At 44.3% G+C, this 21,535-nt stretch carries 21 protein-coding genes and 1 riboswitch; of the genes, 16 read left to right on the top strand and 5 right to left on the bottom strand.

What is annotated here, in order from left to right; genetic code table 11:
- The first annotated feature begins 106 nt into the window (after positions 1-106).
- The 7 genes from GJB59_RS02925 (at position 107) to GJB59_RS02895 (ending at position 6,714) form a co-directional block, all read left to right on the top strand.
- On the top strand, positions 107-1,606 hold the full coding sequence (locus GJB59_RS02925) for a carboxylesterase/lipase family protein (RefSeq protein WP_142827470.1): 1,500 nt from the start codon (positions 107-109) through the stop codon (positions 1,604-1,606).
- A gap of 31 nt (positions 1,607-1,637) precedes the next feature.
- Positions 1,638-1,868, top strand: coding sequence for a hypothetical protein (locus GJB59_RS02920; protein WP_142827469.1), 231 nt, complete (start codon positions 1,638-1,640; stop codon positions 1,866-1,868).
- A gap of 56 nt (positions 1,869-1,924) precedes the next feature.
- Positions 1,925-3,226, top strand: a complete 1,302-nt coding sequence (locus tag GJB59_RS02915; protein ID WP_142827468.1) for a DUF4139 domain-containing protein — start codon at positions 1,925-1,927, stop codon at positions 3,224-3,226.
- Positions 3,227-3,354: 128 nt separating this feature from the next.
- Positions 3,355-3,969 carry a PH domain-containing protein gene (locus GJB59_RS02910; protein WP_142827467.1) on the top strand — a complete coding sequence of 205 codons (615 nt, stop codon included), beginning with the start codon at positions 3,355-3,357 and terminating at the stop codon, positions 3,967-3,969.
- A 107-nt stretch (positions 3,970-4,076) separates the two neighbouring features.
- Positions 4,077-4,484, top strand: a complete 408-nt coding sequence (locus tag GJB59_RS02905) for an acyl-CoA thioesterase (protein WP_142827466.1) — start codon at positions 4,077-4,079, stop codon at positions 4,482-4,484.
- A gap of 81 nt (positions 4,485-4,565) precedes the next feature.
- Positions 4,566-4,667: riboswitch (purine riboswitch) on the top strand.
- Positions 4,668-4,813: 146 nt separating this feature from the next.
- On the top strand, positions 4,814-5,401 hold the full coding sequence (locus GJB59_RS02900; RefSeq protein ID WP_142827465.1) for a xanthine phosphoribosyltransferase: 588 nt from the start codon (positions 4,814-4,816) through the stop codon (positions 5,399-5,401).
- Positions 5,398-6,714, top strand: coding sequence for a nucleobase:cation symporter-2 family protein (locus tag GJB59_RS02895; protein ID WP_185960019.1), 1,317 nt, complete (start codon positions 5,398-5,400; stop codon positions 6,712-6,714). Before GJB59_RS02900 ends, GJB59_RS02895 begins: the two co-directional genes overlap by 4 nt.
- Positions 6,715-6,761: 47 nt before the next feature.
- Here GJB59_RS02895 and GJB59_RS02890 read toward each other — a convergent pair whose 3' ends face one another.
- Positions 6,762-7,766, bottom strand: a complete 1,005-nt coding sequence (locus GJB59_RS02890; protein WP_236015379.1) for an alpha/beta hydrolase — start codon at positions 7,764-7,766, stop codon at positions 6,762-6,764.
- A gap of 269 nt (positions 7,767-8,035) precedes the next feature.
- Here GJB59_RS02890 and GJB59_RS02885 point away from each other — a divergent pair, with 269 nt between their 5' ends.
- Entirely contained in the window at positions 8,036-8,773 is a 738-nt protein-coding gene (locus GJB59_RS02885; protein ID WP_142827463.1) for a hypothetical protein, read from the top strand.
- Between the two features lie 112 nt (positions 8,774-8,885).
- On the top strand, positions 8,886-9,824 hold the full coding sequence (locus GJB59_RS02880) for a ring-cleaving dioxygenase (protein ID WP_142827462.1): 939 nt from the start codon (positions 8,886-8,888) through the stop codon (positions 9,822-9,824).
- Between the two features lie 384 nt (positions 9,825-10,208).
- Here GJB59_RS02880 and GJB59_RS02875 read toward each other — a convergent pair whose 3' ends face one another.
- A complete protein-coding gene (locus GJB59_RS02875) occupies positions 10,209-11,117 on the bottom strand; it encodes a proline dehydrogenase family protein (RefSeq protein WP_142827461.1) in 909 nt (302 codons plus the stop codon).
- 273 nt (positions 11,118-11,390) lie between these two features.
- Here GJB59_RS02875 and GJB59_RS19280 point away from each other — a divergent pair, with 273 nt between their 5' ends.
- Entirely contained in the window at positions 11,391-11,732 is a 342-nt protein-coding gene (locus GJB59_RS19280; protein ID WP_328822957.1) for a hypothetical protein, read from the top strand.
- Entirely contained in the window at positions 11,635-12,786 is a 1,152-nt protein-coding gene (locus GJB59_RS02870; protein WP_328822956.1) for a hypothetical protein, read from the top strand. The genes GJB59_RS19280 and GJB59_RS02870 overlap by 98 nt, the downstream gene beginning before the upstream one ends.
- A gap of 317 nt (positions 12,787-13,103) precedes the next feature.
- On the opposite strand, the gene GJB59_RS02865 is transcribed toward GJB59_RS02870, so the two are convergent.
- Positions 13,104-13,664, bottom strand: coding sequence for a shikimate kinase (locus GJB59_RS02865; RefSeq protein WP_142827460.1), 561 nt, complete (start codon positions 13,662-13,664; stop codon positions 13,104-13,106).
- A 179-nt stretch (positions 13,665-13,843) separates the two neighbouring features.
- Between GJB59_RS02865 and GJB59_RS02860 the strand changes: the two genes are divergently transcribed.
- On the top strand, positions 13,844-14,884 hold the full coding sequence (locus tag GJB59_RS02860) for a lactonase family protein (RefSeq protein ID WP_142827459.1): 1,041 nt from the start codon (positions 13,844-13,846) through the stop codon (positions 14,882-14,884).
- A gap of 49 nt (positions 14,885-14,933) precedes the next feature.
- Here GJB59_RS02860 and GJB59_RS02855 read toward each other — a convergent pair whose 3' ends face one another.
- On the bottom strand, positions 14,934-15,263 hold the full coding sequence (locus GJB59_RS02855) for a hypothetical protein (RefSeq protein WP_142827458.1): 330 nt from the start codon (positions 15,261-15,263) through the stop codon (positions 14,934-14,936).
- A 3-nt stretch (positions 15,264-15,266) separates the two neighbouring features.
- Positions 15,267-15,845: an SCO family protein gene (locus GJB59_RS02850; RefSeq protein WP_142827457.1), complete on the bottom strand. Its 579-nt coding sequence runs from the start codon at positions 15,843-15,845 to the stop codon at positions 15,267-15,269.
- Between the two features lie 231 nt (positions 15,846-16,076).
- Between GJB59_RS02850 and glgB the strand changes: the two genes are divergently transcribed.
- From glgB to GJB59_RS02830, 4 genes are read left to right on the top strand one after another with little or no spacing between them, the layout of a single operon-like run.
- Complete coding sequence (glgB, locus tag GJB59_RS02845) at positions 16,077-17,936, top strand: 1,4-alpha-glucan branching protein GlgB (RefSeq protein ID WP_142827456.1); 1,860 nt, start codon at positions 16,077-16,079, stop codon at positions 17,934-17,936.
- Positions 17,936-19,084: a glucose-1-phosphate adenylyltransferase gene (locus GJB59_RS02840; protein ID WP_185960018.1), complete on the top strand. Its 1,149-nt coding sequence runs from the start codon at positions 17,936-17,938 to the stop codon at positions 19,082-19,084. Before glgB ends, GJB59_RS02840 begins: the two co-directional genes overlap by 1 nt.
- A complete protein-coding gene (locus GJB59_RS02835) occupies positions 19,081-20,103 on the top strand; it encodes a GlgC family sugar phosphate nucleotidyltransferase (RefSeq protein WP_142827454.1) in 1,023 nt (340 codons plus the stop codon). Before GJB59_RS02840 ends, GJB59_RS02835 begins: the two co-directional genes overlap by 4 nt.
- On the top strand, positions 20,100-21,527 hold the full coding sequence (locus GJB59_RS02830; protein ID WP_142827453.1) for a glycogen synthase: 1,428 nt from the start codon (positions 20,100-20,102) through the stop codon (positions 21,525-21,527). Before GJB59_RS02835 ends, GJB59_RS02830 begins: the two co-directional genes overlap by 4 nt.
- Positions 21,528-21,535 lie beyond the last annotated feature (8 nt).

Genomic DNA, 21,535 nt, shown 5'->3' with positions numbered 1-21,535 from the left:
AGAAAACGTTTTTAATTATACTCAATAATCAGATAAAACAAGGCTATTTATAAGGATGAATGGTAGAATGTAGGGGACAAAGCATCATCAGTAAGGAGAGAAAACTATGACAGGAACCATCGTTAAAAGTATATACGGAAAGCTGAGCGGAGAGAAGAAGGGCAACGTAACCGTTTGGAAAGGCATTCCTTATGCTAAGCCGCCCATTGGCGATCTGCGTTTTCGAGCCCCGCAGCCTCCTGAGCCATGGGGAGAAGTGCGTGAGGCAACTTTATTCGGTCCGTCTGCTATGCAAGCCTCCAGTGAAATTATGGGATTTTTAGGGAATCAGACAGACAATACAAGTGAAGACTGCCTCTACTTGAATGTCTGGTCACCTGCAGCAGACAAAAGACGCCGTCCAGTCATGGTATGGATTCATGGCGGTGCTTTTACCGCTGGAACAGGTTCCAGCCAAACCTTTGATGGCCGTTCTTTTTCGTCAGAAGGGGATGTTGTCGTTGTGACATTCAATTACCGCTTGGGCGCATTAGGTTTTCTGCATCTGGGTGGTGTGGGAGGCGATGATTTTTCAGGGTCCTGCAATTGCGGCATTCTTGATCAGATTTCAGCTCTTCAATGGGTACAGGACAACATCGAAAGATTTGGCGGAGATCCGGAGCGTGTAACGGTTTTCGGTGAATCTGCCGGAGCGATGAGCATTGGTGTATTAATGGCGGTTCCAAAAGCGAAAGGGCTGTTCCATCAGGCAATTCTGCAAAGCGGCGCAGCAGCTAATGTGCTCAGTTCCGCTATTGCGGAAAAAGTAAGCAGCCGCCTTTTGGCTGCGCTGAAAATTGGACATGGTGAAGTGGACAAAATCAGACGGATTCCGGCTCAGCAATTAGTGGATACTGCCGCATTATTGCCAGCCATGAGCCTGGTTCCAGTGATAGAAGGCGGCCTGCTTCCTGTTCATCCAGAACAAGCGATAGCCGAAGGGGCAATGAAAGAGATTCCGGTGCTGATTGGCACGAATAAAGATGAGTACCGGCTTTTCAGCTTTTTTGACCCTCGTTGGAAACAAAACGACCCGGAAGAAATCTCTTCCATTTTTGAACGCGTATTCGGCCTTAACTGGCTGGAGATTTCCCGGAATCTGATTGATGGAGAAGAACTGAATCAGGGGATCTTCGACAAACTGATGACGATGAGCCTGTTTACATCTCCGGCTTTAAAACTGGCAGAGCTGCAGGTCAAGCAAGAGGCTCCAGTATGGATGTACCGGTTCGACTGGGAAACTCCTGTTTTTAATGGAGAGCTGAAAGCCTGCCACAGCCTTGAACTTCCGTTTGTTTGGAATACTCTTTCAAGAGCAGGTACAGAAAGGTTAACCGGAAACCTAAAGGAACGAAAGAAGCTGGCGGAAGAAATGCACCATGCCTGGATTCGTTTTGCCCGAAGCGGCAATCCAAACACGCCTAAGCTTCCTGAGTGGGGATCATATAATCTCGAACATCGGCCAGTCATGATATTCAACCGCGAAAATGTGCTTGTTCATGATCCCAACAGTGAAGAGCGGAAAGATTGGGAAAACCTTATGGTGCATCTGGAAAGCATCCGGTAGCAGCAGAAACTGGGAAACGGCGGGGATAAACATGAAATGCCGAATTACTGTCACCGATTTTATTGAACAAGGAACGGCAATTTACATAAAAGTTGAGGTTTATGATCAGCAGAAAAATCGGCGGCATGATGGAGAATTACGATTTTTAGAAGAGCTGCTTTATGGGGATCTGGTACATCCGAAAAAGTCCCCGTTATCAGAAAGGTGCCGTCTGGATACGATTGCTTATCTCCAGCAGTACTTTGACCGGCCAACAAGCTGAACTTAAGGTTGGATTTCAAACAGGCAGATAAGATCTGGAGAAAAGGAGAGATCCGTATGAAATTTCAATCAACACGCCAACAGCAGACATCTTCAAGTTTAACAATCTACAATGATGGGTTCGGGTTGGTCAAAGAGACGCGAATGATTCCACAGAACAAAGAAACAACTGAAGTGCAGTTTATGGATGTCGCTGCAGGGATTGAAGCGGAATCCGTCTTGGTCGATGGTCTTCATGTACTGGAACAAAGCCATAATTATGACTTGATCAGCAAAGAAAAGCTCTTGGAAAAATACATTGATGAGGTTATTACTGTAAGAAATGCGGAGCTTGATGAAGAAATGCAGATCCGTTTGCTCAGTGTTTCTGGGAGTATCATCGGTGAACGCGTCGATACGAAAGAAGTGGTCATAGATCCGATTGGCGAGCTGATTCTTCCTTCGTTGCCGGAAGGGATATTGACGAAACCGGCCTTGGTATGGAAAACAGCTCCCATCGAAACGGACCTGGAAGCAAAAATTTCTTATTTGACTAATGGGTTGGAATGGCGGGCAAGTTATGTCGCAGAAATCCGCGGATCCCAGTTAAGCCTCTTGGGCTGGGTCCAGCTGTCGAATAACAGCGGCATAAGTTTTTTTGACAGCCGCCTCAAACTGGCTTCCGGCAAGGTGAACCGGTATGTGGAGGCTCATCCATTATATGCACAAGCGAGGCTTTTTGCCGAAGATGAGAGGCCGGAATCTTCTTTTCAGGAACATAGCTTCGCTGATTATCATTCATACAGCATCGAACGTCCAGTAACCCTGTTGCACGGACAGACGAAGCAGATCCGTTTCCAAAAAGCACAGGAAGTGGTTTTCAGGAAGCTGTATAAAGTGGAACCGGGCAGCCAGCAGGCGAAAGTTATCGTGGAATTTGACAATACTGAAGACAACCAACTTGGGATTGCTTTGCCTAAAGGGGTTTTCAAAGTTTATGAGCAGGACCGTGATGGGGAAATGGAATTTATTGGCGAGAATGCCATCAGCCATACTGCGCCACAACAAAAAGTGTCTATTGCCATAGGAGAGGCGTTTGATATTGTCAGCAAAAGCTGGGAGAAAAAACGTGAGCGGCACGGCCATTTTGACTATGTGACTCATGTCTACAAATTGCAAAATCAAAAATCAGAATATGTGCGAATCCAGGTTAATCATCAAATTCACGAACGGATCTGGCAGATGGAGTCGTCCAGCCACGACTACGAATTAAAGCAGTCGAACGAGTTGGAGTTTCGCGTCCATATTGCGGCAGGAAAGGAAATAGAAGTGGAATTCACTTACAAAATCGACAGAACTGGTGACAAAAAGATGAAATAAGGAAAAAGCGGAAGGGCACAATCTGCAGAAAAAACTTTTGATGGAAATTATTGGTGTCCTTCTTGCGTTTCTTTGTTAAAATAAATCTGAACAAATCACTATATTATGGAAAAAGGGGAATGGGCGAGATGTTTAAAAAGATGGCTTCAGAAGCTCTTGGATTGTCAGACATAGGGAAAATAATCGATCCGCAGGATTTTGACAAAACAGATTCGGATGATTATGTTATGTACGAAGATGGAGAAAAAATCTATTTTCTTATCAAAACGAAAGCAGATGAATATTGCTTCACAAACCTTGCAATTATCCACGTTGACGGAGATAGCGCAATGTCCTCCAAGCGTACATTGAAACGATATCCATATTCCCAGTACACGATTTCAGGTGTGGTTCTTGAAACTGCCGGAAAAATCGATTTGGATGTAGAAATTGCCTTTGTTGTAGGGACAATTCCATTTAAAATCGATGTTCAAAAACAGCAGGCAGACCGTTTGACGGATCTTTACAAATCACTGTTGAGAATTGCCGAAAACACTCACGAGAATTCAATTATCATTAATATGGCCAATGACAGTCTGGAGAAGGCGGTTACCGTCCTGCAAAATTCCAGAACCGGAGAAGTGGCATTGGATGACCAATACTCGAAACTGACTGATTTTGGCTTTACTTGGATGACATCTGTCCGCAACCAATACCATGTTAAAGATTTTGGCGACGTGTTTGAAAAGTATATTAACAACTAAAAGAGAAAAGGTGGATGCCGAATCGGCGCCATCTTTTTTTGCTGATTTTCTGAGGGTCAGGCAATTATGAGCGAAAGAAAGCGTTACGCTAAATTAGGAGGAAGCCTATGTATAAGACGATATTGACGCCAAGAGTTTCTGAAACGGATGCTGTCGGGCACATTAACAATACGACTTTGCCAGTATGGTTTGAGGCAGGCAGAAAACCGGTTTTTGACTTGTTTACACCAGATCATGATTTTGCAAACTGGAAAATGGTCATAGTCAAGACCACTTTGGAATTTACGGGACAACTCTATTACGGCCAGGATGTTGAAGTAAATGTATGGGTCAAAAAAGTTGGCGGCAGCAGCCTGGAGTTGTATGAAGAGCTGCATCAAAGCGGCAAACTTTGTGCGCGGAATATTGCTGTCTATGTGAATTACAACCTGGAAAGCCAGAAATCCGAAAAAATTCCGGATACTATCCGTGAAGAGTTGGGCAAGCATTTATGGGAGGCTGAAGGCGACAAGTAAAATGGCGTTTCTGTCAGAATAAAGGGAATACTTTTTAAATTCCAGCTTTGTTGAAAAGCGAAAACAGCGTGCTATAATAAAACCATTCAAATACGATTCACTCATATAATCGCGGGGATATGGCCCGCAAGTTTCTACCGGTTTGCCGTAAACGAACTGACTATGAGAAGCAACGAAGCATGGGGATTGCACTTTTTTTGGTGTCTTTTCTTTTTGTTTCCTTTCGAATTCAAGCTCGAAGGACATTGCTCCACTCATGGTATGGATGGATGCACGTTCTGAGGGCTTTTTTTTATGTCTTCAGCCGTGACAGAAGAGGAGCTGACAGCATGAAGAAATTAAAAGATAAAATTTTATCGGACGGCAAAGTCTTGTCGGAATCGGTGTTGAAAGTAGACTCATTTTTAAATCATCAAATTGACCCGCCGCTGATGAAAGCGATTGGTGAAGAATTCGCTTTGCGCTTTAGAGAAGACGGCATCACAAAAGTTTTAACTTTGGAATCTTCAGGAATCGCACCGGCCATGATGACAGGGTTGGTTTTAGGCGTGCCGGCGATTTTTGCAAGAAAGCGCAAATCACTGACGTTGGTGGATCATTTATATACAGCAAGCGTTCACTCCTACACCAAAAATGAAACCAACGACATTTCAGTATCAAAAGATTTTCTTCAAAAAGATGACGTTGTGCTGGTCATGGATGATTTTCTGGCAAACGGACAGGCGGCATTAGGGTTATTGGATATTGTTGAGCAAGCTGGCGCGAAGTTGGCTGGCATCGGAATCGTTATCGAGAAAGGGTTTCAGCCGGGTGGCGGTTTGCTTCGTGAGCGTGGTATCCGTGTCGAGACATTGGCAAATATTTCGTCTTTGGAAAATGGAAAAGTGACATTTTTTGAGGAGGCGAAAAATCAATGAAAAAAACATTGGGTGAAACGGCTTTAGGATTTCAACATGTATTGGCCATGTATGCAGGCGCGGTATTGGTTCCGCTTATTGTCGGAGAGGCTCTTGGGCTGACAGCAGAACAGCTGACGTATCTGGTCGCGATTGATATTCTGCTTTGTGGTGTAGCCACCATTCTTCAAATCGTCAGCAACCGATTTTTTGGCATCGGCCTTCCGGTTGTCCTTGGCTGTACGTTTACTGCTGTTGGACCAATGATTGCTATTGGCGGGCAATACGGCATCTCCGCTATTTACGGGGCTATTCTCGTTTCCGGGGTGTTCGTTGTTTTAATCAGCGGGTTTTTTGGCAGTTTGGTCCGATTTTTCCCGCCAGTTGTCACAGGGACAGTCGTTACTATTATCGGAATCACGTTAATACCTGTAGCCATCAACAATATGGGAGGCGGACAGGGAGCCAGTGATTTTGGTTCACTCGTCAATATCGGGCTGTCGTTCGGTACTCTTTTGTTTATTGTGTTCATGTATCGATTCTCAACTGGTTTTCTAAGAGCCATTTCCATTTTAGTGGGATTGATTGTTGGAACGGTCGCGGCTGCTTTTTTCGGAAAAGTAGATGTTTCACCTATTGCTGATGCTTCGTACTTCCATATGGTCGAACCGTTTTACTTTGGAGCTCCGACTTTTGAATGGCCGGCTATCCTGACGATGATCTTAGTGGCAATGGTGTCCTTGGTAGAATCCACGGGCGTCTACTTTGCACTTGGTGACATCACGAAAAAGAAAATCGCCGAGAAAGACTTGGCAAAAGGATACCGGGCGGAAGGATTGGCCATTGTACTTGGAGGGATATTCAACTCGTTCCCTTATACAGCATTTTCACAAAACGTCGGGCTGATCCAAATGTCGGGCGTCAAATCGCGTAAAATCATTCTGATTGCCGGCATTATGCTGATCACCCTTGGATTTGTTCCGAAAATCGCTGCTGTGACAACAATTATCCCACCTTCTGTTCTTGGGGGAGCCATGATTGCGATGTTCGGTATGGTCATTGCACAGGGCATTAAGATGTTAAGCACAATTATTACCGACTCTCAGGAAAATTCCATGATCATTGCCTGTGCAGTCGGCATCGGACTTGGGGTTACTGTAGTTCCTGAATTGTTTGTTCAATTGCCGTCAAGTGTTCAAATTTTGACAAGCAACGGAATCGTGGCTGGGAGTGTTACCGCTATCGTTCTGAATATCTTGTTCAACATGCTGCCTTCTAAAAAACGGAAGCACGCGGCAGCTGTAGTAAAGGAAAGTGCAATAAATCAAGGATGAACCAAAAACGAGCAAGCCGCAGATAAGCGGCTTGCTCGTTTTTTACGTTACTGACTATGGATGAAAAGAAACTGGAGAGTTTTATCAAGTGTTTCCCGCGCATCTTCCGTGCTTAAATCGTATTGATACTCGTGCTTCAGATTTTTTTGGGTACCTTCAAAAAAGATAGAACTGACTGGAACGTCATAAGATTGCAGAACATCGGCCAGTTCAGTGGATTGCGACACAAAAGGATCTGCGTCACCGACTGTGATGAAAGCGGGCGGAAAGTTCGAGGTGACATGTTGGACCGTCGAAAGCTCATCGATCCTCTGGAACGATTCGAATGGTTCTGCCCCTGTGTAAGCTGATAGATATACATCAATATTGGGAAAGGCCGTGGCTCTGACCGTGTCCAAGTTGTACAAGCCGCACAAAAGCAATGCTCCTTGAAGTTGGCTATTGGCGATAGCTGGTTGAATCGCCATCGTTTCGGCCAATTCTACATTCGATACAAGCGAAGCAACTTGGCTGGCGATCTGCGCTCCTGCCGAATCGCCGCCTACAAATACACGGTCCATGTCGCCGCCGTATTCAGCTGCATGAAGCTGCATATAGGCAAGTGCTTTGTTCGCCTGCAGCACTGGACCTGGATAAAGCGACTCTGGGGCTAAGGCATAATCGATGTTTGCTACTACATAGCCGGCATCTGCCAAAGCCATTGCATAGTCCTGGCGGCTGTCTTTGGAACCTCCAACATAGCCGCCGCCATGAATCCATAAAATGACCGGCATTGAAGCGGCTCCATCTTTAGGATAATAAATATCCAAAAAGCTGTTAGCGGTATCACTATAAGATAAATTTTTTCTAACTTCGACCCGCTCGCTGATTTCATTGATGTTTGGTGGAGAGCTGAAGGCTGCGGAGCCTGCAATTTGTATGGATGCCGAAGCATCGGGGGAGGAGGTGATTTCCCCAAAAGCGGCCATGATAAATAACAGGGCAATCAAGAAAACAGGCATCATCCATTTTTTTTGAATCCAGTGTCTGAATTGAGCTCCCACAGTATCCATCCTTTAAAGTGAATTTTCACTAATAATCATCGTGTTAATTGACCGGCTGGTGCATGTTATAAGAAGATCGGTTTCAAAGTTGCGTGACTGCAATTGTTTTTTTTTAGCTTCTTTATATAATAACTATGCTAACACGAAAAAAGATAGTGACCAATAGATTAATTTCATCAAACTGAAATATGTTTGTAATGATAGAAGAGCAGGAATGCAACATAATATGGGTACCTTAGGAGGTAGAGCTTTTTGGGCTTTCGAAAAGGAGTGAGCGAATGTTCGGATTAGCCGATTTAGTAGCATTGATAATTTCCGCATTTATTATCTTGCCGGTTGTCGTCTTTTTAAGAGAGTCGGGTTATTTAATAATGAGCTTGATTTTGGGCGTGAAAAACCCGCGAATGACGATTGGTTCGGGTACAAGGATTATTAAAATAGGAATGTTCGACATACGGAAATATTATCATCTGTATAGCTGGTATTCGTATGATTCTCTGAAAAGGGAAGGGAAGTTTGCTTATGTATCCCTGTATGCAAGCCCTATTTTAGTGAATCTGGTAGTGGCCGTCACGATAAATGCCATGTTGGCGAATGGCATGCTGGAAGAGTATGCCACTTTCTGGGACAGATTTGTCTTTTATGCTTTTTACTATGTATTATTTGATATTGTTCCAATGAAAACGGCCAATGGGATGCCGAACAACGGACTGATCATTTATGATATGCTCCGTCATGGTAGAAGAACGGATTATAACAATGAACCTTTCCTTCCCTCCACCTCTGAAGTGGAAGATGAGTACCAAGAGGAAGTAGAAAAAATAGAAGAAGTCAAAGAGCATCAAAAAGATCAAGTGGAAGAAGAACACGAAAATTCGAATATCTCTAAAACAGAAGAACAGCAGCGAAAAGAGAAAATTGAAGAAGAAAAACAGCACAACAAAGAAAGCTTGGAAGAAATTAAACAACAGCGAGAAGAACAGTTGGAAAAGCATGAAGACAATAAGCCGCAATGAAGTTTTATTGCTAAATAGTGTCTGAACACAGAATTGCAATCAATATTTCTAATTCGAGATAATACAATGGTAAGATAACCATATAGTTGTAATGACAAAGGAGTGCTGCGCAATGGCGAAGAAGTCAATGGGAATCCATCATATCACTGCAATTGTTGGAGACCCGCAAGAAAATGTAGATTTTTACGCAGGTGTATTGGGGTTGCGCTTGGTAAAGAAAACAGTGAATTTTGACGATCCAGGAACCTATCATCTATATTTTGGTGATCAAACTGCAAAGCCCGGAACCATCATTACCTTCTTTCCCTGGGGAGATGCCTACAAAGGGAAAATCGGGGATGGCCAAGTTGGTGTCACCACTTACGCAGTTCCTGTTGGAGCTCTGGTTTTTTGGGAAAACAGGCTGGAAAAGTTCAAGGTTCCGTTTTCAAAAACAAAGCGTTTTGAAGAGCAATATTTAACATTTGATGATCCTCATGGCTTGCATGTGGAACTGGTTGAAAGACAGCAAGGCGAAGCAAACAGCTGGGGAATTGGTGAAGTTACGGAAGAGGTTGCGATCAAAGGATTTGGCGGGGCTACTTTATATACGGCCAATGCGGAAAAAACCGCTGAATTATTAGAGACGGTCATGGGACTCGAACGGACAGGGGAAGAAGACGGCCTCTTGCGTTTCCGTGCTGCAAGCGATCTGGGCAATATCATTGATGTAAAATTGTCTCCGGTTGGTACAGGGCAGATGGGCGTTGGAACTGTGCACCACATTGCGTGGCGTGCGCAGGACGATGCTGATCAATTGGATTGGAAAGAGCATGTAGAAACTTACGGATTGGGAGTGACCCCTGTTCAAGACCGCAATTACTTTAATGCCATCTATTTCCGGGAATACGGAGACATCTTATTTGAAATCGCAACCGATCCTCCAGGATTTGCAATAGATGAATCTCCCGAATCGCTCGGAGAAGCGTTGATGCTGCCACTGCAATATGAAAGACATAGAAAGAACCTTCAGCAAGAACTGCCGCCAATCCAAGTAAGAAACTTGGATTAAAAAAAGAAAAGCGGAAGCGCCCAAAAGCAGAAGCTAACCTAAGAACGCGACCTCGTGTCGCAACGGTTAGCTGACCCGCATCCTGCGGTCCCTCGACGGGCATAAGACGCACTGGCGAAGCGGCGTTCTTTGCCGAATAGCCAGAGTGGCTTATGACCCTAGAATCTGGGCGCTGGAGTCTGGCCAAAAAGAAAAGCGGAAGCGCCCAAAAGCAGAAGCTAACCTAAGAACGCGACCTCGTGTCGCAACGGTTAGCTGACCCGCATCCTGCGGCCCCTCGACGGACATAAGACGCACTGGCGAAGCGGCATTCTAAAGCGTTTCTTTTGTTCAACTTATATAATGGACAAAAGAAGCACCTCCGAAATCTGGAGGTGCTTCTTTTTATTTAGAAACTAAACTTTTCAACGCCAAGTTGATGTTTTGAGGTCTTTCAGCCAATCGTCTCATATAATACGCATACCAGTCCTGGCCAAAAGGAACATAGGTTGTGAATGCAAAACCTTCTTTTGCCAGATCCTTTTGCATTTCTGTCCGAAAACCGTATAGCATCTGAAACTCAAAGCTGTGCAGTGGAATATTTTCCTCTTTTACAAACGCTTTTACCTGTTCAATAATATGATGGTCGTGCGTTGCGATCGATGTATATCCAGGAGCTTGCAGGTGGAGTTTGATCAGCTTCAAATAATTTTCATCAATCTCTTTTTTCTCCTGAAGGGAAACTTCCGGGCTTTCTTTATAAGCCCCTTTTACGAGGCGGAGCCGAACATTCTTCAAGTTTTCTAGATCTTTTTCGGCTCGGTATAAATAGGCTTGGATCACGGTTCCGACATTATCGTATTCCTGAAGCAGGATGTTGAGGATATCCAATGTTTGCTGCAGATGATCATAATCTTCCATATCCAAATTAATGAAAATATCATAGTTTGCAGCAGCTGATACAATTTCCTGGATGTTTTCCAGACAGAAATCCGGGTCTACATCCAAGCCGATTTGTGTCAATTTGATAGACATATGTGCATTAACGCCATGAACTTGAATGGCTTCCAGTGTTTTTAGGATAGCTTCTTTGGCTTGTGTCGCTTCTTCTTTGGTCTGTACAAATTCACCCAAGTTATCGATTGTGGCACTAATTCCATTCGCATTCAGTTCCTTGACCGACTGCATCATGCTTTTGATGTCAGTTCCGGCAACTACTTTTCCGGCGCCTAATTTTAAACCCCATCTTTTAGCCCCGCTATTGAGCGCCTGGTTTTTGGATAAGGCGATAAAGAAGCTTCTTGTTACACCCACGTTTAATTCCTCCTATACTATGAGAACACGATGTCAATTTATTAAGCCTTTACCATAGGGAATTGCTTCCTCAATGAAATACCACTCATTGTTATCTCAGAGCATATCACATATTAACTGAAAACAAAAAATCTTAAGAAGATGCCGTGAGATTAGTGCAGCCTTAGCCGCCCAGTCCTGAAATCAATCCGAAATCCATGGAACTTGAAAGAATAGTGCAACAAAAGGTGTAGAATGAAAAGAAATGATGGAGCTAGTCAAAGGGGGGATGAAATGAATCAGAAAGCAGCTTTAGGATTTATTTTTTCAGTTTCGGCGTATGCTCTCGTGCATTTTGTCACTTACTTTTTTAAACGCGATGCTCCCAATTTTAGGCGTGCTAATCTTATTGTCGGCCCTGTTCTTGCTGCCATTGAAAAAAGTTCAACTGCAATTGTTCTTGATTGCCGCGGCTTTGATAGTACTCTTTTTTACAAGCAATTCTTTTATGAGTGGTATATTCGAGGGGCTGAAGCAGATGAGAAGCCTCATTGGATTACTGCTGATCGTTCCAATGATCAGCTGGGTTTTGAAAGAAGAACCTTATATAGAAGAGATTATGAGTTTCGCCCATAATTTGCTAAATAAGAGCCAGAAGTTTTACTTTGGGCTGATGGCAATGACCCAAATAATTTCTCATTTCCTGCTGTTTGGGGTGGTGCCGATGATGTACCGCTTTATCGATGTGTTTTTAAAAGAACATAAAGACGAGGCCTGGGAAAACTTTAAAGGAACAGCTATCTTGCGCGGCTTTGGATTGTCTACATTATGGGTCATCAGCATCCCCAGCTTTATTTTTGCAGTGGAAGCACTTGAAGCGACTCTTTGGAAGTCGATGGCGCTCGGGTTTGCTTTCGCTTTCGCAGGAACGATTTTATCTGTAATTTTCTCTTATTTCCAGGAAAAGAAGTACGGAGTGGACTTTACCTACGTTTTGAAACAGGAAATTGATAAAGCTATGAAGAATTCACGGAACCAAGGAAAGTGGAATAAGGATGTGGCAGAGTTTGTGTTCCTGTTCATTTCCCTGTTTGGGACCATTTTCATTGTGCATGAAATGACCGGTTTGGAATTTTTGTTGGCCATTCCATTAGTAATCCTCGGATGGACCATGCTGTATTTTTTAGTCAAAAGAAAACCTTCCAGTTTTGTTGTGGAGGCCCGGTATTATTTTACGGTAGGAATTGCAAAACAGGCGCAGCAGTTCAGCATTTTAATTGCCGCGGGTTTGTTGATCTATGCACTGAATCAGTCAAATGCGGGTGACTATGTGATCGACGGCATGAACTATTTGACTGGAATCGTTCCAGTGCTCAATGTTCTGTTCCTGGTTCCGTTCATTATCATTTTCCTGGGCTTTATCGGTTTGGGGCCGTTGCCGGTCATCGTTTTGGTGACAGGGGTTTTAGAGGCGATCCCTTTTCCATACCCACCGGAACTGGTTGTACTGGCCGTGACTTCGGGAAGCGTCATCTCCATCATTTTATCTCCTTTTGTGATGCCGGTTATTATTTTGAGCAGCGTCAATGGATTGAGCGGCATCCGGAATGGCCTGCAATTCAACTTGAAGTTTGCTGTCGCTTTTTATATCATGGTCCAATTATTCATCCAGACGGCAATTCACTTGTAACGGAATCTTCCGCTGATTTGCTCCATCTCTTTTAAGAATACAGCGGAAAACATGAATTTGATTTGAATTTACTCTACTTCTTAGCGATGGCGCATCCACTGGCTTGTTGTAGGAGCACTCCCCTTTGTCCTGCCCAAAGCACAGAGTAAAAGTTGGTTCCTTTATTTCAGCATATATATTTTACTAAGATAAAAATTGTAAGCTTCCAAAACATATCGTATACTTTAAAATATCTGAATATTAGAACGGGGAGGAGTGGCAGAAGATATGACAAATCAACAAAAAACCCGCCATATGGATATGACGGGTTTCCTCTTTTATTTTGGCTGGGGTGCATGAATTTCCCAGGATAGTTTCAAGGCATCAGCCAAGTAATCAGCCGCTTCTTCCGCTTTGAAATTATCGACCTGGAACTTGGAATGATTTAAAGAATAAATCGTTTGCCGTTCAAGAAACAGCGTTTTCATGTCTTCGAGAGACCGTCCTTTTAAAAGAGGGCGGTTGTCGACGAGGATATGGATGCGGTCTTTCCATGATTCCCATGAGATATCGAGAAACAGGACGATGCAGTCGGCCATGCAGATGTCCTGTATTTCTTTTTGCAAAAAGGCACCGCCGCCGACAGAAATGATGTTCAGCGGCTGTTGGCTGTATTTCACAATCAGTTCTTTTTCTTTGGCACGGAAGGCCTGTTCCCCGTAGATTTCGAATATTTGTGAAATCGGCATAGCAAATGCCTTCTCAATCTCCACATCAATATCGACGAAGTTGCGATACAGTTTTTGGGCCAGCAGTTTTCCAACAGTTGTTTTTCCGACTCCCATGAAGCCGATGCACACAATGCTTTTTTCGCGGACGGATAAACCGAAGTTTCTCATGGACAACCTTCTTTCTCGTATAATAGACTGGTCAGGTTTCATAGCTTACTTTAACTCATCTTCACCGGAAATTCACGGGAATTTAAAATTTTATAATTGGACGAAGAAGTTGCGTCCGTGCCATACCCGCACTAAAAGTGGAGAAGTTTGCTTTGTACTAGAAATCGAGGAGGAATTTGATGGCATCCAGCTACCTGCTGACAGGATCGTATTCATCAGAAAAAGAACCGGGCATCAAACTTTGGGAGTTTGAAGACACCACGGGGGAATTAACAGAGCTAATGGGCATAGCGGGTATTGAACGCCCATCTTTTATCGCTGTTCATCCGAACGGCACAAGTTTTGTAGCTGCCAGTGAAGTGGGCAATGGCGAACTTGTCAGCTATTGGATCCAACCGGCAGCCAGGAAAATAGTGGAAATCAACCGCCAATCTTCCAACGGGGACCATCCGGCTCATGTCACCATCGATGAAACGGGACAATGGCTGCTCACTGTTACATATTCAGGCGCGACCGTGAATGTTTATCCGCTCCATGCTGATGGAGCGATTGGGGAGCTAGCGGCTTCAGTAAAGCACGAAGGCTCCGGGCCGAATCTGGATCGGCAAGATGCTGCTCATCCGCATTCAGTCATACAAGTTCCGGGGGAAAATTTGTTTTTGGTATCAGATTTGGGGACAGATACAATATCCACCTATAAACTGGATGCCAATACCGGGACATTAACGCTGAAGTACAAAGTGAAAACAGAGGCGGGAGCAGGTCCGCGTCATTTAAGCTTTCACCCAGAAAAACCTTTAGTCTATTCCTTAAACGAAATTAACTCCACGCTGTTGGTCTACAAAATCAGCCAAGATGGGCAATTGGAATTTTTGCAGCTGCTGCCTTTAGTGCCTGACAGTTACACAGGAGAAAATACCAGCGCAGAAATTACTGTTTCAAGCGATGGCCTGTTTGTTTACGCATCAAACCGCGGACATGACAGCATCGCATCTTTTGCGGTTCAGGAGAATGGTACATTGGAAAATATCGGATTGACCAGTTCTGGAGGCGAAGGGCCGAGGCATTTTACTTTAATCCCCGGCAATGTCTGGATGGTAGTAGCGAATGAAAACTCACACACACTTGTTGTTTTAAAGATCGTCGGTTCAGGTGCTCCTTGTGCGGTTGAGAATACCATACAGACCACCGCTCCAGTGTGCGTCAAAGTCATAAAGTAAATGCAATAACGAAAAACAGCCCGAGAAAAATTCTCGGGCTGTTTTTTAGTTACCAATCCGTCGATTCTTTTTCCATAATGCCCAATTCTTTCATCAGCCGGATAAATCCACTGTCCCGATTGCCTTCAAAGGCTTTTTCGGTACAGGAAGAATGTGGAGGATAGTTGAGCTCTTTGGCTGTCTCCAGTGTTGATTCTTCCAGGAAATTAGTGGCTTCTGCCTGTTCGAAGCAGGAAGGCGCTATATACGTCCTAAAGGAATGTTCCAGGATGACTCGGCTTTCATCAGCCGGAACATTTTCACGTGGAATGAAAAAAAGGAGGAGCAATGCGGCGGCAGCAAGCAGGAGGGCGACCGTCCAGATTTTTTTCTGTTTCATCTGCTATTCCTCCGTCAGCAGGATTTCTGCGTCTGCTAAAATCTCTTCAACCGGTGGATTTAATCCGTCATATGATTTCATGATGACACCTTCTTGATCGACTAGATAAAAGTAAGTGCCATGAATAACCTGGTCGTCATTTTCAGGTTTTCTTGCTAAAGTCTCGAAATTTTCCATGGCAAATTCATCTATTTCCTGGGGGGTATAGCCAGTCAGCAAATTCCAGGCAGATAAATCGGCGCCATAGTTCTCAGCATAGGATTTTAGAATCTCAGGCTTATCAAACGCGGGATCCACACTGAAGGAAACAATCTGGACATCCAGTCCTTCAGCTGCCAACTGTGCCTGCAAGTCGGTCATATTGGCCATCATTGGCAGGCAGACTGTAGTGCAATTGGTGAACACAAAGTCGGCAAGCCAAACTTCGCCTTCCAGGTCAGCCAAGCCGAACTCTTCATTATTTTGGTTGGTAAAAGTAAATTCTTCTATTTCCCACTCGAGCGGATCTTCAATGCCCTGATTGCATGCGGCCAAAAAGATACTGAAGAAAACAGCCAGCAGCAGTGCTCTATATTTTCGCACAAATTTCAGCCTCTCTTTCAAATAATAGCTATCTTCCTAAGCCTAGTGGATATTCTTCCTTCAAACAAGGGTATAAGAAGAAAGAAATGTGTAGACATTTCGAACGAAGAGACAGCAGAATTTTCAATTTATCGAATTTTTTGAACAATTATCTTTCTTAACAAGGAATTTACAATACTTATGTAGAATTAAAAGAAGACGCGGAACTGTAAAAAATTTGGAGGTGTCAAGATGAATGACCTGCAAAGCCGTCTTACTCAGGAACAGCTGGATGCTTTCCATGCGGGCTTGATGAAAGACGCTTATCTATATTTTGGAGCACATGCAGCTGCAGATACAACAAGGTTTACGATATGGGTTCCGGATGTGGCAAATGTAGAAGTAGCTTTTACGGGTCCTGAAAGTATGGTAGAAGAAGTTTTTCAAATGAAACAGCATCCTCTCGATGAGACAATCTGGGACATACAAATTCCACAGAAGCTTACCGGCTATTCGTATGAATATATCATCGAAACAAGAGATGGCAAGAAGCTGCGGAAGTCGGATCCCTACGCGTTTGAAGGCGAATTGAGACCGGGTACCAAATCGGTGGTAGCAGCAGCCTCCAAGCATAAATGGTCGAAAACAGTTTTGCAGCAAAAGAAAATACAAAATAATGACCACCGTGAAAAACCCATGGCAATTTACGAATTACATATCGGGACATGGAAGCGCAATGCCGAGGGAGGATTTTTGAACTACCGTGAATTGGCTTCAAAACTGATTCCGTACGTCTTGGACATGGGCTTTACGCATATCGAAATCTTGCCCATCACAGAGCATCCACTGGATGAATCCTGGGGATACCAGACTACCGGTTATTTTGCGCCAACCAGCCGCTACGGAACAGCTGATGACTTAAAATACTTTATCGCACAATGCGCTGAGAATAAAATCGGATTGATTCTGGATTGGGTTCCTGGACATTTCTGTGTTGATGAACACGCGCTAGCTCTCTTTAATGGCAGTCCCTTGTACGAGGATGAGCGGGAGGAACGGGGGGCCAATCCTGACTGGGGCACCTTAAATTTTGATATTCAAAGAGGAGAAGTCGTCAGCTTTTTAATATCGAGCGGGCATTACTGGCTCAATGAATTTAAATTTGACGGCTTCCGAATGGATGCATTGGTTTGTTTATTGTTCATCCCAAACAGAGAAGAGCGTCCGCATAATCAGGAAGGCACTGATTTTCTGAGGAAACTGACAAATAGTTTAAGAGAATTTTACCCTGAAGTGCTATTGATCGCCGAAGATGCCTGGCATTACCCAAAAGTGACGCACGAAGTTTCTGAAGGGGGTGTCGGTTTTCACTATAAATGGAACTTTGGGTGGATGCGTGACACGCTGGATTACATGGAAATACAGCCATCCGAACGCTCTGAAGCACACCAAAAGATGAACTTTTCTCTCGTATACCAGTACGAGGAGCGCTACCTTCTCGCGCTGTCGCATGATGAAGTCGTAAATGGAAGAGGCTCCCTATTAAATAAACTTCCTGGAACGCTGGATGAACGCTTTCTGCAATTGCGGCTGCTGCTCGGTTTCTGGATTGCCCATCCCGGCAAGAAATTGCTGTTTATGGGTCAGGAGTTTGGCCATTTCGAAGAATGGGAATTTAAACCAGAGTTGGATTGGGCTTCGTTGGAAACTGAAGAACATAAGAAAATGGCTGATTATACAAGAGATCTGCTGGGATTTTACAAAACAGAAAAAGCATTATTTGAACTGGACGACCATCCGGATGGCTTTTCCTGGATCGATGCAGATAACAATGAACAAAGCGTGGCTGCCTTTATTCGAAGAGGATTCATGCCAGAAGATGAATGCATTGTCGTCTGCAACTTTTCGAGTCGCCGGTACGAGAATTTTAAGGTGGGGGTTCCAAAAAGTACGGAATATAAAAAAATCTTTACATCAGGAAATGATGCCCCAAAGGCTGTTATTGGAACCTTTGATGATCCATACGATGATCTTCCGTACTCCGTAGAAATGGATTTACCTGCATTTACGATGAGCATATGGAAACAAAAACAAGATGGGAGTGAAGCATGATGAACGATAAAGTAGTCGCAATGCTGTTGGCCGGTGGACAAGGAAGCCGATTGAAATCATTAACTTATACGATAGCCAAACCTGCGCTTCCGTTTGGGGGGAAATATCGCATCATTGATTTCCCGTTATCCAACTGCACCAACTCAGGCATCGAAACTGTCGGTGTGCTGACGCAATACCAGCCGCATGTTCTGCACGAGTATATCGGGTTGGGAACCCCGTGGGATTTGGATCGCCACAACGGCGGAGTCACAATGCTCCCGCCCTACGCGGAAATTGATGGGATAAAATGGTACGCCGGAACAGCCAGCGCCATTTATCAGAACATCAGCTTTCTCCAATCCTGTGATCCGGAGTATGTATTGATTCTTTCAGGGGATCATATTTATAAAATGGATTATGAATTACTCGTCGATTACCATAAAGAGCATGAAGCTGACGTGACAATTTCCGTCCTGGAAGTCCCGTGGGAAGAAGCCAGCCGATTTGGGGTCATTAACGTCAACGACGAGATGGATGTGTTGGAATTTGATGAAAAGCCGGAAAATCCGAAAAGCAACTTGGCTTCCATGGGTGTGTATGTATTCAAATGGGAAAAATTGAAAGAGTATTTGGAGACGGACAATGTAGATGAAGAGTCTTCCCATGACTTTGGAAAAGACATTTTACCTGCCATGCTGCAAAAAGGCGAAAAAATGGTTGCCTATCCGTTCAAAGGATATTGGAAAGATGTCGGAACCGTCGATAGTCTATGGGAGGCCAATATGGATTTACTGGACTTGAATTCTGGCCTCAATCTGCACGACCCGGGTTGGCGTATTTTTTCTTCGAATCCGCAGCTTCCTCCCCAAGTCATCAATGAAACCGGGAATGTTCAGGGATCCATGGTAAATGAAGGGTGTGTCATTTCTGGTGACGTTTCAAAATCTGTTATTTTTCAAAAAGTGAAGATTGAAGAAGGCGCCTCGGTTTCGGAAAGTGTGATCATGAGCGGAGTAACAATCGGTAAAAACGTTAAACTTCACCGTGCGATTGTGCCGCCGCGTCTTGATGTGCCGGAAGGGTTTGAAGTATTGAACCAGAAGGATGAAGTGGTTTTGTTGACGCAAGAGCAGTTGGATGAATGGAAGGAGCGTGGCGGAAAATGAATTTAATGGCAGTAGTAGACGCCTCTGTTAAAAAAGAAGGACTGCAGGATCTGACAATGCAACGGACCGTTTCTTCTGTGCCATTTGCGGGGCGTTATCGGTTAATCGACTTTCCTTTATCGAATCTTGTGAATTCCGGTGTTAATACGGTAGGTGTCTTCCCTACCTACCCCTTTGCTTCATTGCTGGATCACATTGGTGTAGGCAAGAGCTGGGATTTGGACAGAAGAAAAAATGGCCTTTTTTTCCTTCCAGTTACACAGCGTGATGGCGGATTATCGAGTGTTGGGGCATTTGCGGCTTTGGAAGAGCATATGCAGTTTTTCACGAAAAGCATTCAGCCGCATGCTGTTGTCATCAATAGCTTCATTGTAAGCCAATTGGATTTCAAAGACATGCTGGATCAGCATATCCGATCAGGAGCAGATATCACTGAAGCGGTAAGTGGAGGTGCTTCCTTAAAAACCTATATTTTGTCCAAAGATCTGCTGATTGAATTGATCCGCACTCACAGGGACAAAAAAGTGGTAAGCGTCGAAGATGTGGTGAATTTAAAGAAGAGTCCATATAAATTCAACGAATATGAATATGAAGGGTATTTTGCCATTATCGATTCTGTTCAAAGTTACTTTCAGGCATCATTGGCTTTGCTGGATGAAGAAAATCGGAAACAGCTGTTTCTGGCTGACCGTCCGATTTATACAAAGGTGAAGGATGAGCCGCCGACACGATACGTAAGCGGTTGCCACGTCGAACGCGCCCTCGTCGCAAATGGCAGTACGATCATGGGGCAAGTGGCTGACAGCATCATCAGCCGTGCCGTTTATATTAAAAAAAGTGCACGTGTCGAGAAATGCATCATCATGCAAAAATGCGTTATTGAAGAAAATTGCGACTTGTCTTATGTCATTGCAGATAAAGACGTCTACATCGGTGAAGGGGTGGTTTTGCATGGGACACCTGAACAGCCGATTGTCTTGCGCAAAGGGGAAAAGGTCACTAAGGAGGACATGCGATGAAAATCATTATGGCAGCAGCAGAATGTGCGCCTTTTGCAAAAGCCGGAGGACTGGCAGATGTAATAGGTGCGTTGCCGAAAGAGCTCAGCAGATTAGGCCATGAAGTCAATGTCATCGTACCCAAATACAGTTTAATTTCAGAAGAATATGCATCTGAATTTGTCCGGAAAGAGTCATTGGAGTTCGATTTTAAAGGGCTGCCGGAAACTTTCGGCGTTTTTGAATATGAGCACGCGGGTGTGAAGTTCCTGTTTGTGGAAAACGACAAATACTTCCAGAGAGATCAAATTTATGGTCAGGCAGATGATTCGGAGCGATATGCTTTTTTCAATCGTGCGGTGCTGGAAATCGTCCTGCACCAGAAAAAGCGGGCAGATCTGCTTCATGTGCACGATTGGCATACGGCCATGGTTCCGTTTCTACTGAAGGAAGATGAACGGTATACGTCCATTCGTTCGATGAAAACTGTCTTGACCATTCATAATTTGCAATTTCAAGGGAAATTCTCAAAAGATGTTTTCCTTGAAGATTTTGAAATGGCTGCACGTTATTATGACGATGGCATTGTGGAGTGGCGCGGCAGCTTTAACTCATTAAAAACTGGGATATCCTATGTGGACAAAGTGACGACTGTCAGTCCCACTTATCGAGATGAAATCTTAACGGACTTTTATGGGGAAAAGCTGAACAGCTTCCTGCAGGAAAGACAGCAGGACCTGGTTGGCATTTTAAATGGCATTGACACCGAAGTTTATAATCCTGCGACGGACCTGTCCATTGAACACGAGTTTGATGCGATGAGCATGGAAGGCAAACTGGTCAATAAGCGGGCAATCCAAAGACGAGCTGGACTACCGGAGCGCGGGGATGTCCCGCTGCTGACGATGATTTCCAGACTGTCAGGGCAAAAAGGGATTGACGTTTTGGAGGAGGTGCTTCCGATATTATTGGCAGAAGAGGATCTTCAGTTTGTCTTGCTGGGTTCTGGAGAAGACCAGTATGAACAGTTTTTCCGGAAGCTGGCAGCTGATTTTCCAGATAAAGTCTATATCCATGTGGGCTTCGATGAGGCGTTCGCCCATCTCCTGTATGCAGGAGCAGACATCTTCCTGATGCCTTCCCACTTTGAGCCGTGTGGCCTCAGCCAGCTGATTTCGATGCGTTATGGAACGGTACCGGTAGCCAATAAAACAGGCGGCTTGAAAGACACCGTAGTAGAATACGACGAACAGCTAAAGGCCGGAAATGGTTTTTTAAGCGATTTTTCACAAAGCCAACCATTTGGTCTGGCACTCGCACGAGCCCTGGCTTTTTATCAGCAGCCAGAGCATTGGGAAGCCGTTAAGACAAACGGCATGAAAGGTGATTATTCCTGGTCGCGCTCTGCGGGAGAATACGCTAAACTCTATGAAAGGATAATCTAAAGGGGTGT

It is taken from the genome of Planococcus soli, from assembly GCF_016881065.1.
In the GTDB taxonomy this organism is placed as follows: domain Bacteria; phylum Bacillota; class Bacilli; order Bacillales_A; family Planococcaceae; genus Planococcus; species Planococcus soli.
This window is presented reverse-complemented; position numbering and strand designations above follow the sequence as displayed.

Coding starts and splice junctions, on each gene's coding strand:
- GJB59_RS02840 (WP_185960018.1), top strand. CDS start 17,936: ATGAACGATAAAGTAGTCGCAATGCTGTTGGCCGGTGGACAAGGAAGC.
- GJB59_RS19280 (WP_328822957.1), top strand. CDS start 11,391: ATGAATCAGAAAGCAGCTTTAGGATTTATTTTTTCAGTTTCGGCGTAT.
- GJB59_RS02915 (WP_142827468.1), top strand. CDS start 1,925: ATGAAATTTCAATCAACACGCCAACAGCAGACATCTTCAAGTTTAACA.
- GJB59_RS02880 (WP_142827462.1), top strand. CDS start 8,886: ATGGCGAAGAAGTCAATGGGAATCCATCATATCACTGCAATTGTTGGA.
- GJB59_RS02900 (WP_142827465.1), top strand. CDS start 4,814: ATGAAGAAATTAAAAGATAAAATTTTATCGGACGGCAAAGTCTTGTCG.
- GJB59_RS02895 (WP_185960019.1), top strand. CDS start 5,398: ATGAAAAAAACATTGGGTGAAACGGCTTTAGGATTTCAACATGTATTG.
- GJB59_RS02925 (WP_142827470.1), top strand. CDS start 107: ATGACAGGAACCATCGTTAAAAGTATATACGGAAAGCTGAGCGGAGAG.
- GJB59_RS02910 (WP_142827467.1), top strand. CDS start 3,355: ATGTTTAAAAAGATGGCTTCAGAAGCTCTTGGATTGTCAGACATAGGG.
- GJB59_RS02835 (WP_142827454.1), top strand. CDS start 19,081: ATGAATTTAATGGCAGTAGTAGACGCCTCTGTTAAAAAAGAAGGACTG.
- GJB59_RS02870 (WP_328822956.1), top strand. CDS start 11,635: ATGAGAAGCCTCATTGGATTACTGCTGATCGTTCCAATGATCAGCTGG.
- GJB59_RS02855 (WP_142827458.1), bottom strand. CDS start 15,263: ATGAAACAGAAAAAAATCTGGACGGTCGCCCTCCTGCTTGCTGCCGCC.
- GJB59_RS02885 (WP_142827463.1), top strand. CDS start 8,036: ATGTTCGGATTAGCCGATTTAGTAGCATTGATAATTTCCGCATTTATT.
- glgB (WP_142827456.1), top strand. CDS start 16,077: ATGAATGACCTGCAAAGCCGTCTTACTCAGGAACAGCTGGATGCTTTC.
- GJB59_RS02865 (WP_142827460.1), bottom strand. CDS start 13,664: ATGAGAAACTTCGGTTTATCCGTCCGCGAAAAAAGCATTGTGTGCATC.
- GJB59_RS02890 (WP_236015379.1), bottom strand. CDS start 7,766: ATGGATACTGTGGGAGCTCAATTCAGACACTGGATTCAAAAAAAATGG.
- GJB59_RS02905 (WP_142827466.1), top strand. CDS start 4,077: ATGTATAAGACGATATTGACGCCAAGAGTTTCTGAAACGGATGCTGTC.
- GJB59_RS02920 (WP_142827469.1), top strand. CDS start 1,638: ATGAAATGCCGAATTACTGTCACCGATTTTATTGAACAAGGAACGGCA.
- GJB59_RS02830 (WP_142827453.1), top strand. CDS start 20,100: ATGAAAATCATTATGGCAGCAGCAGAATGTGCGCCTTTTGCAAAAGCC.
- GJB59_RS02860 (WP_142827459.1), top strand. CDS start 13,844: ATGGCATCCAGCTACCTGCTGACAGGATCGTATTCATCAGAAAAAGAA.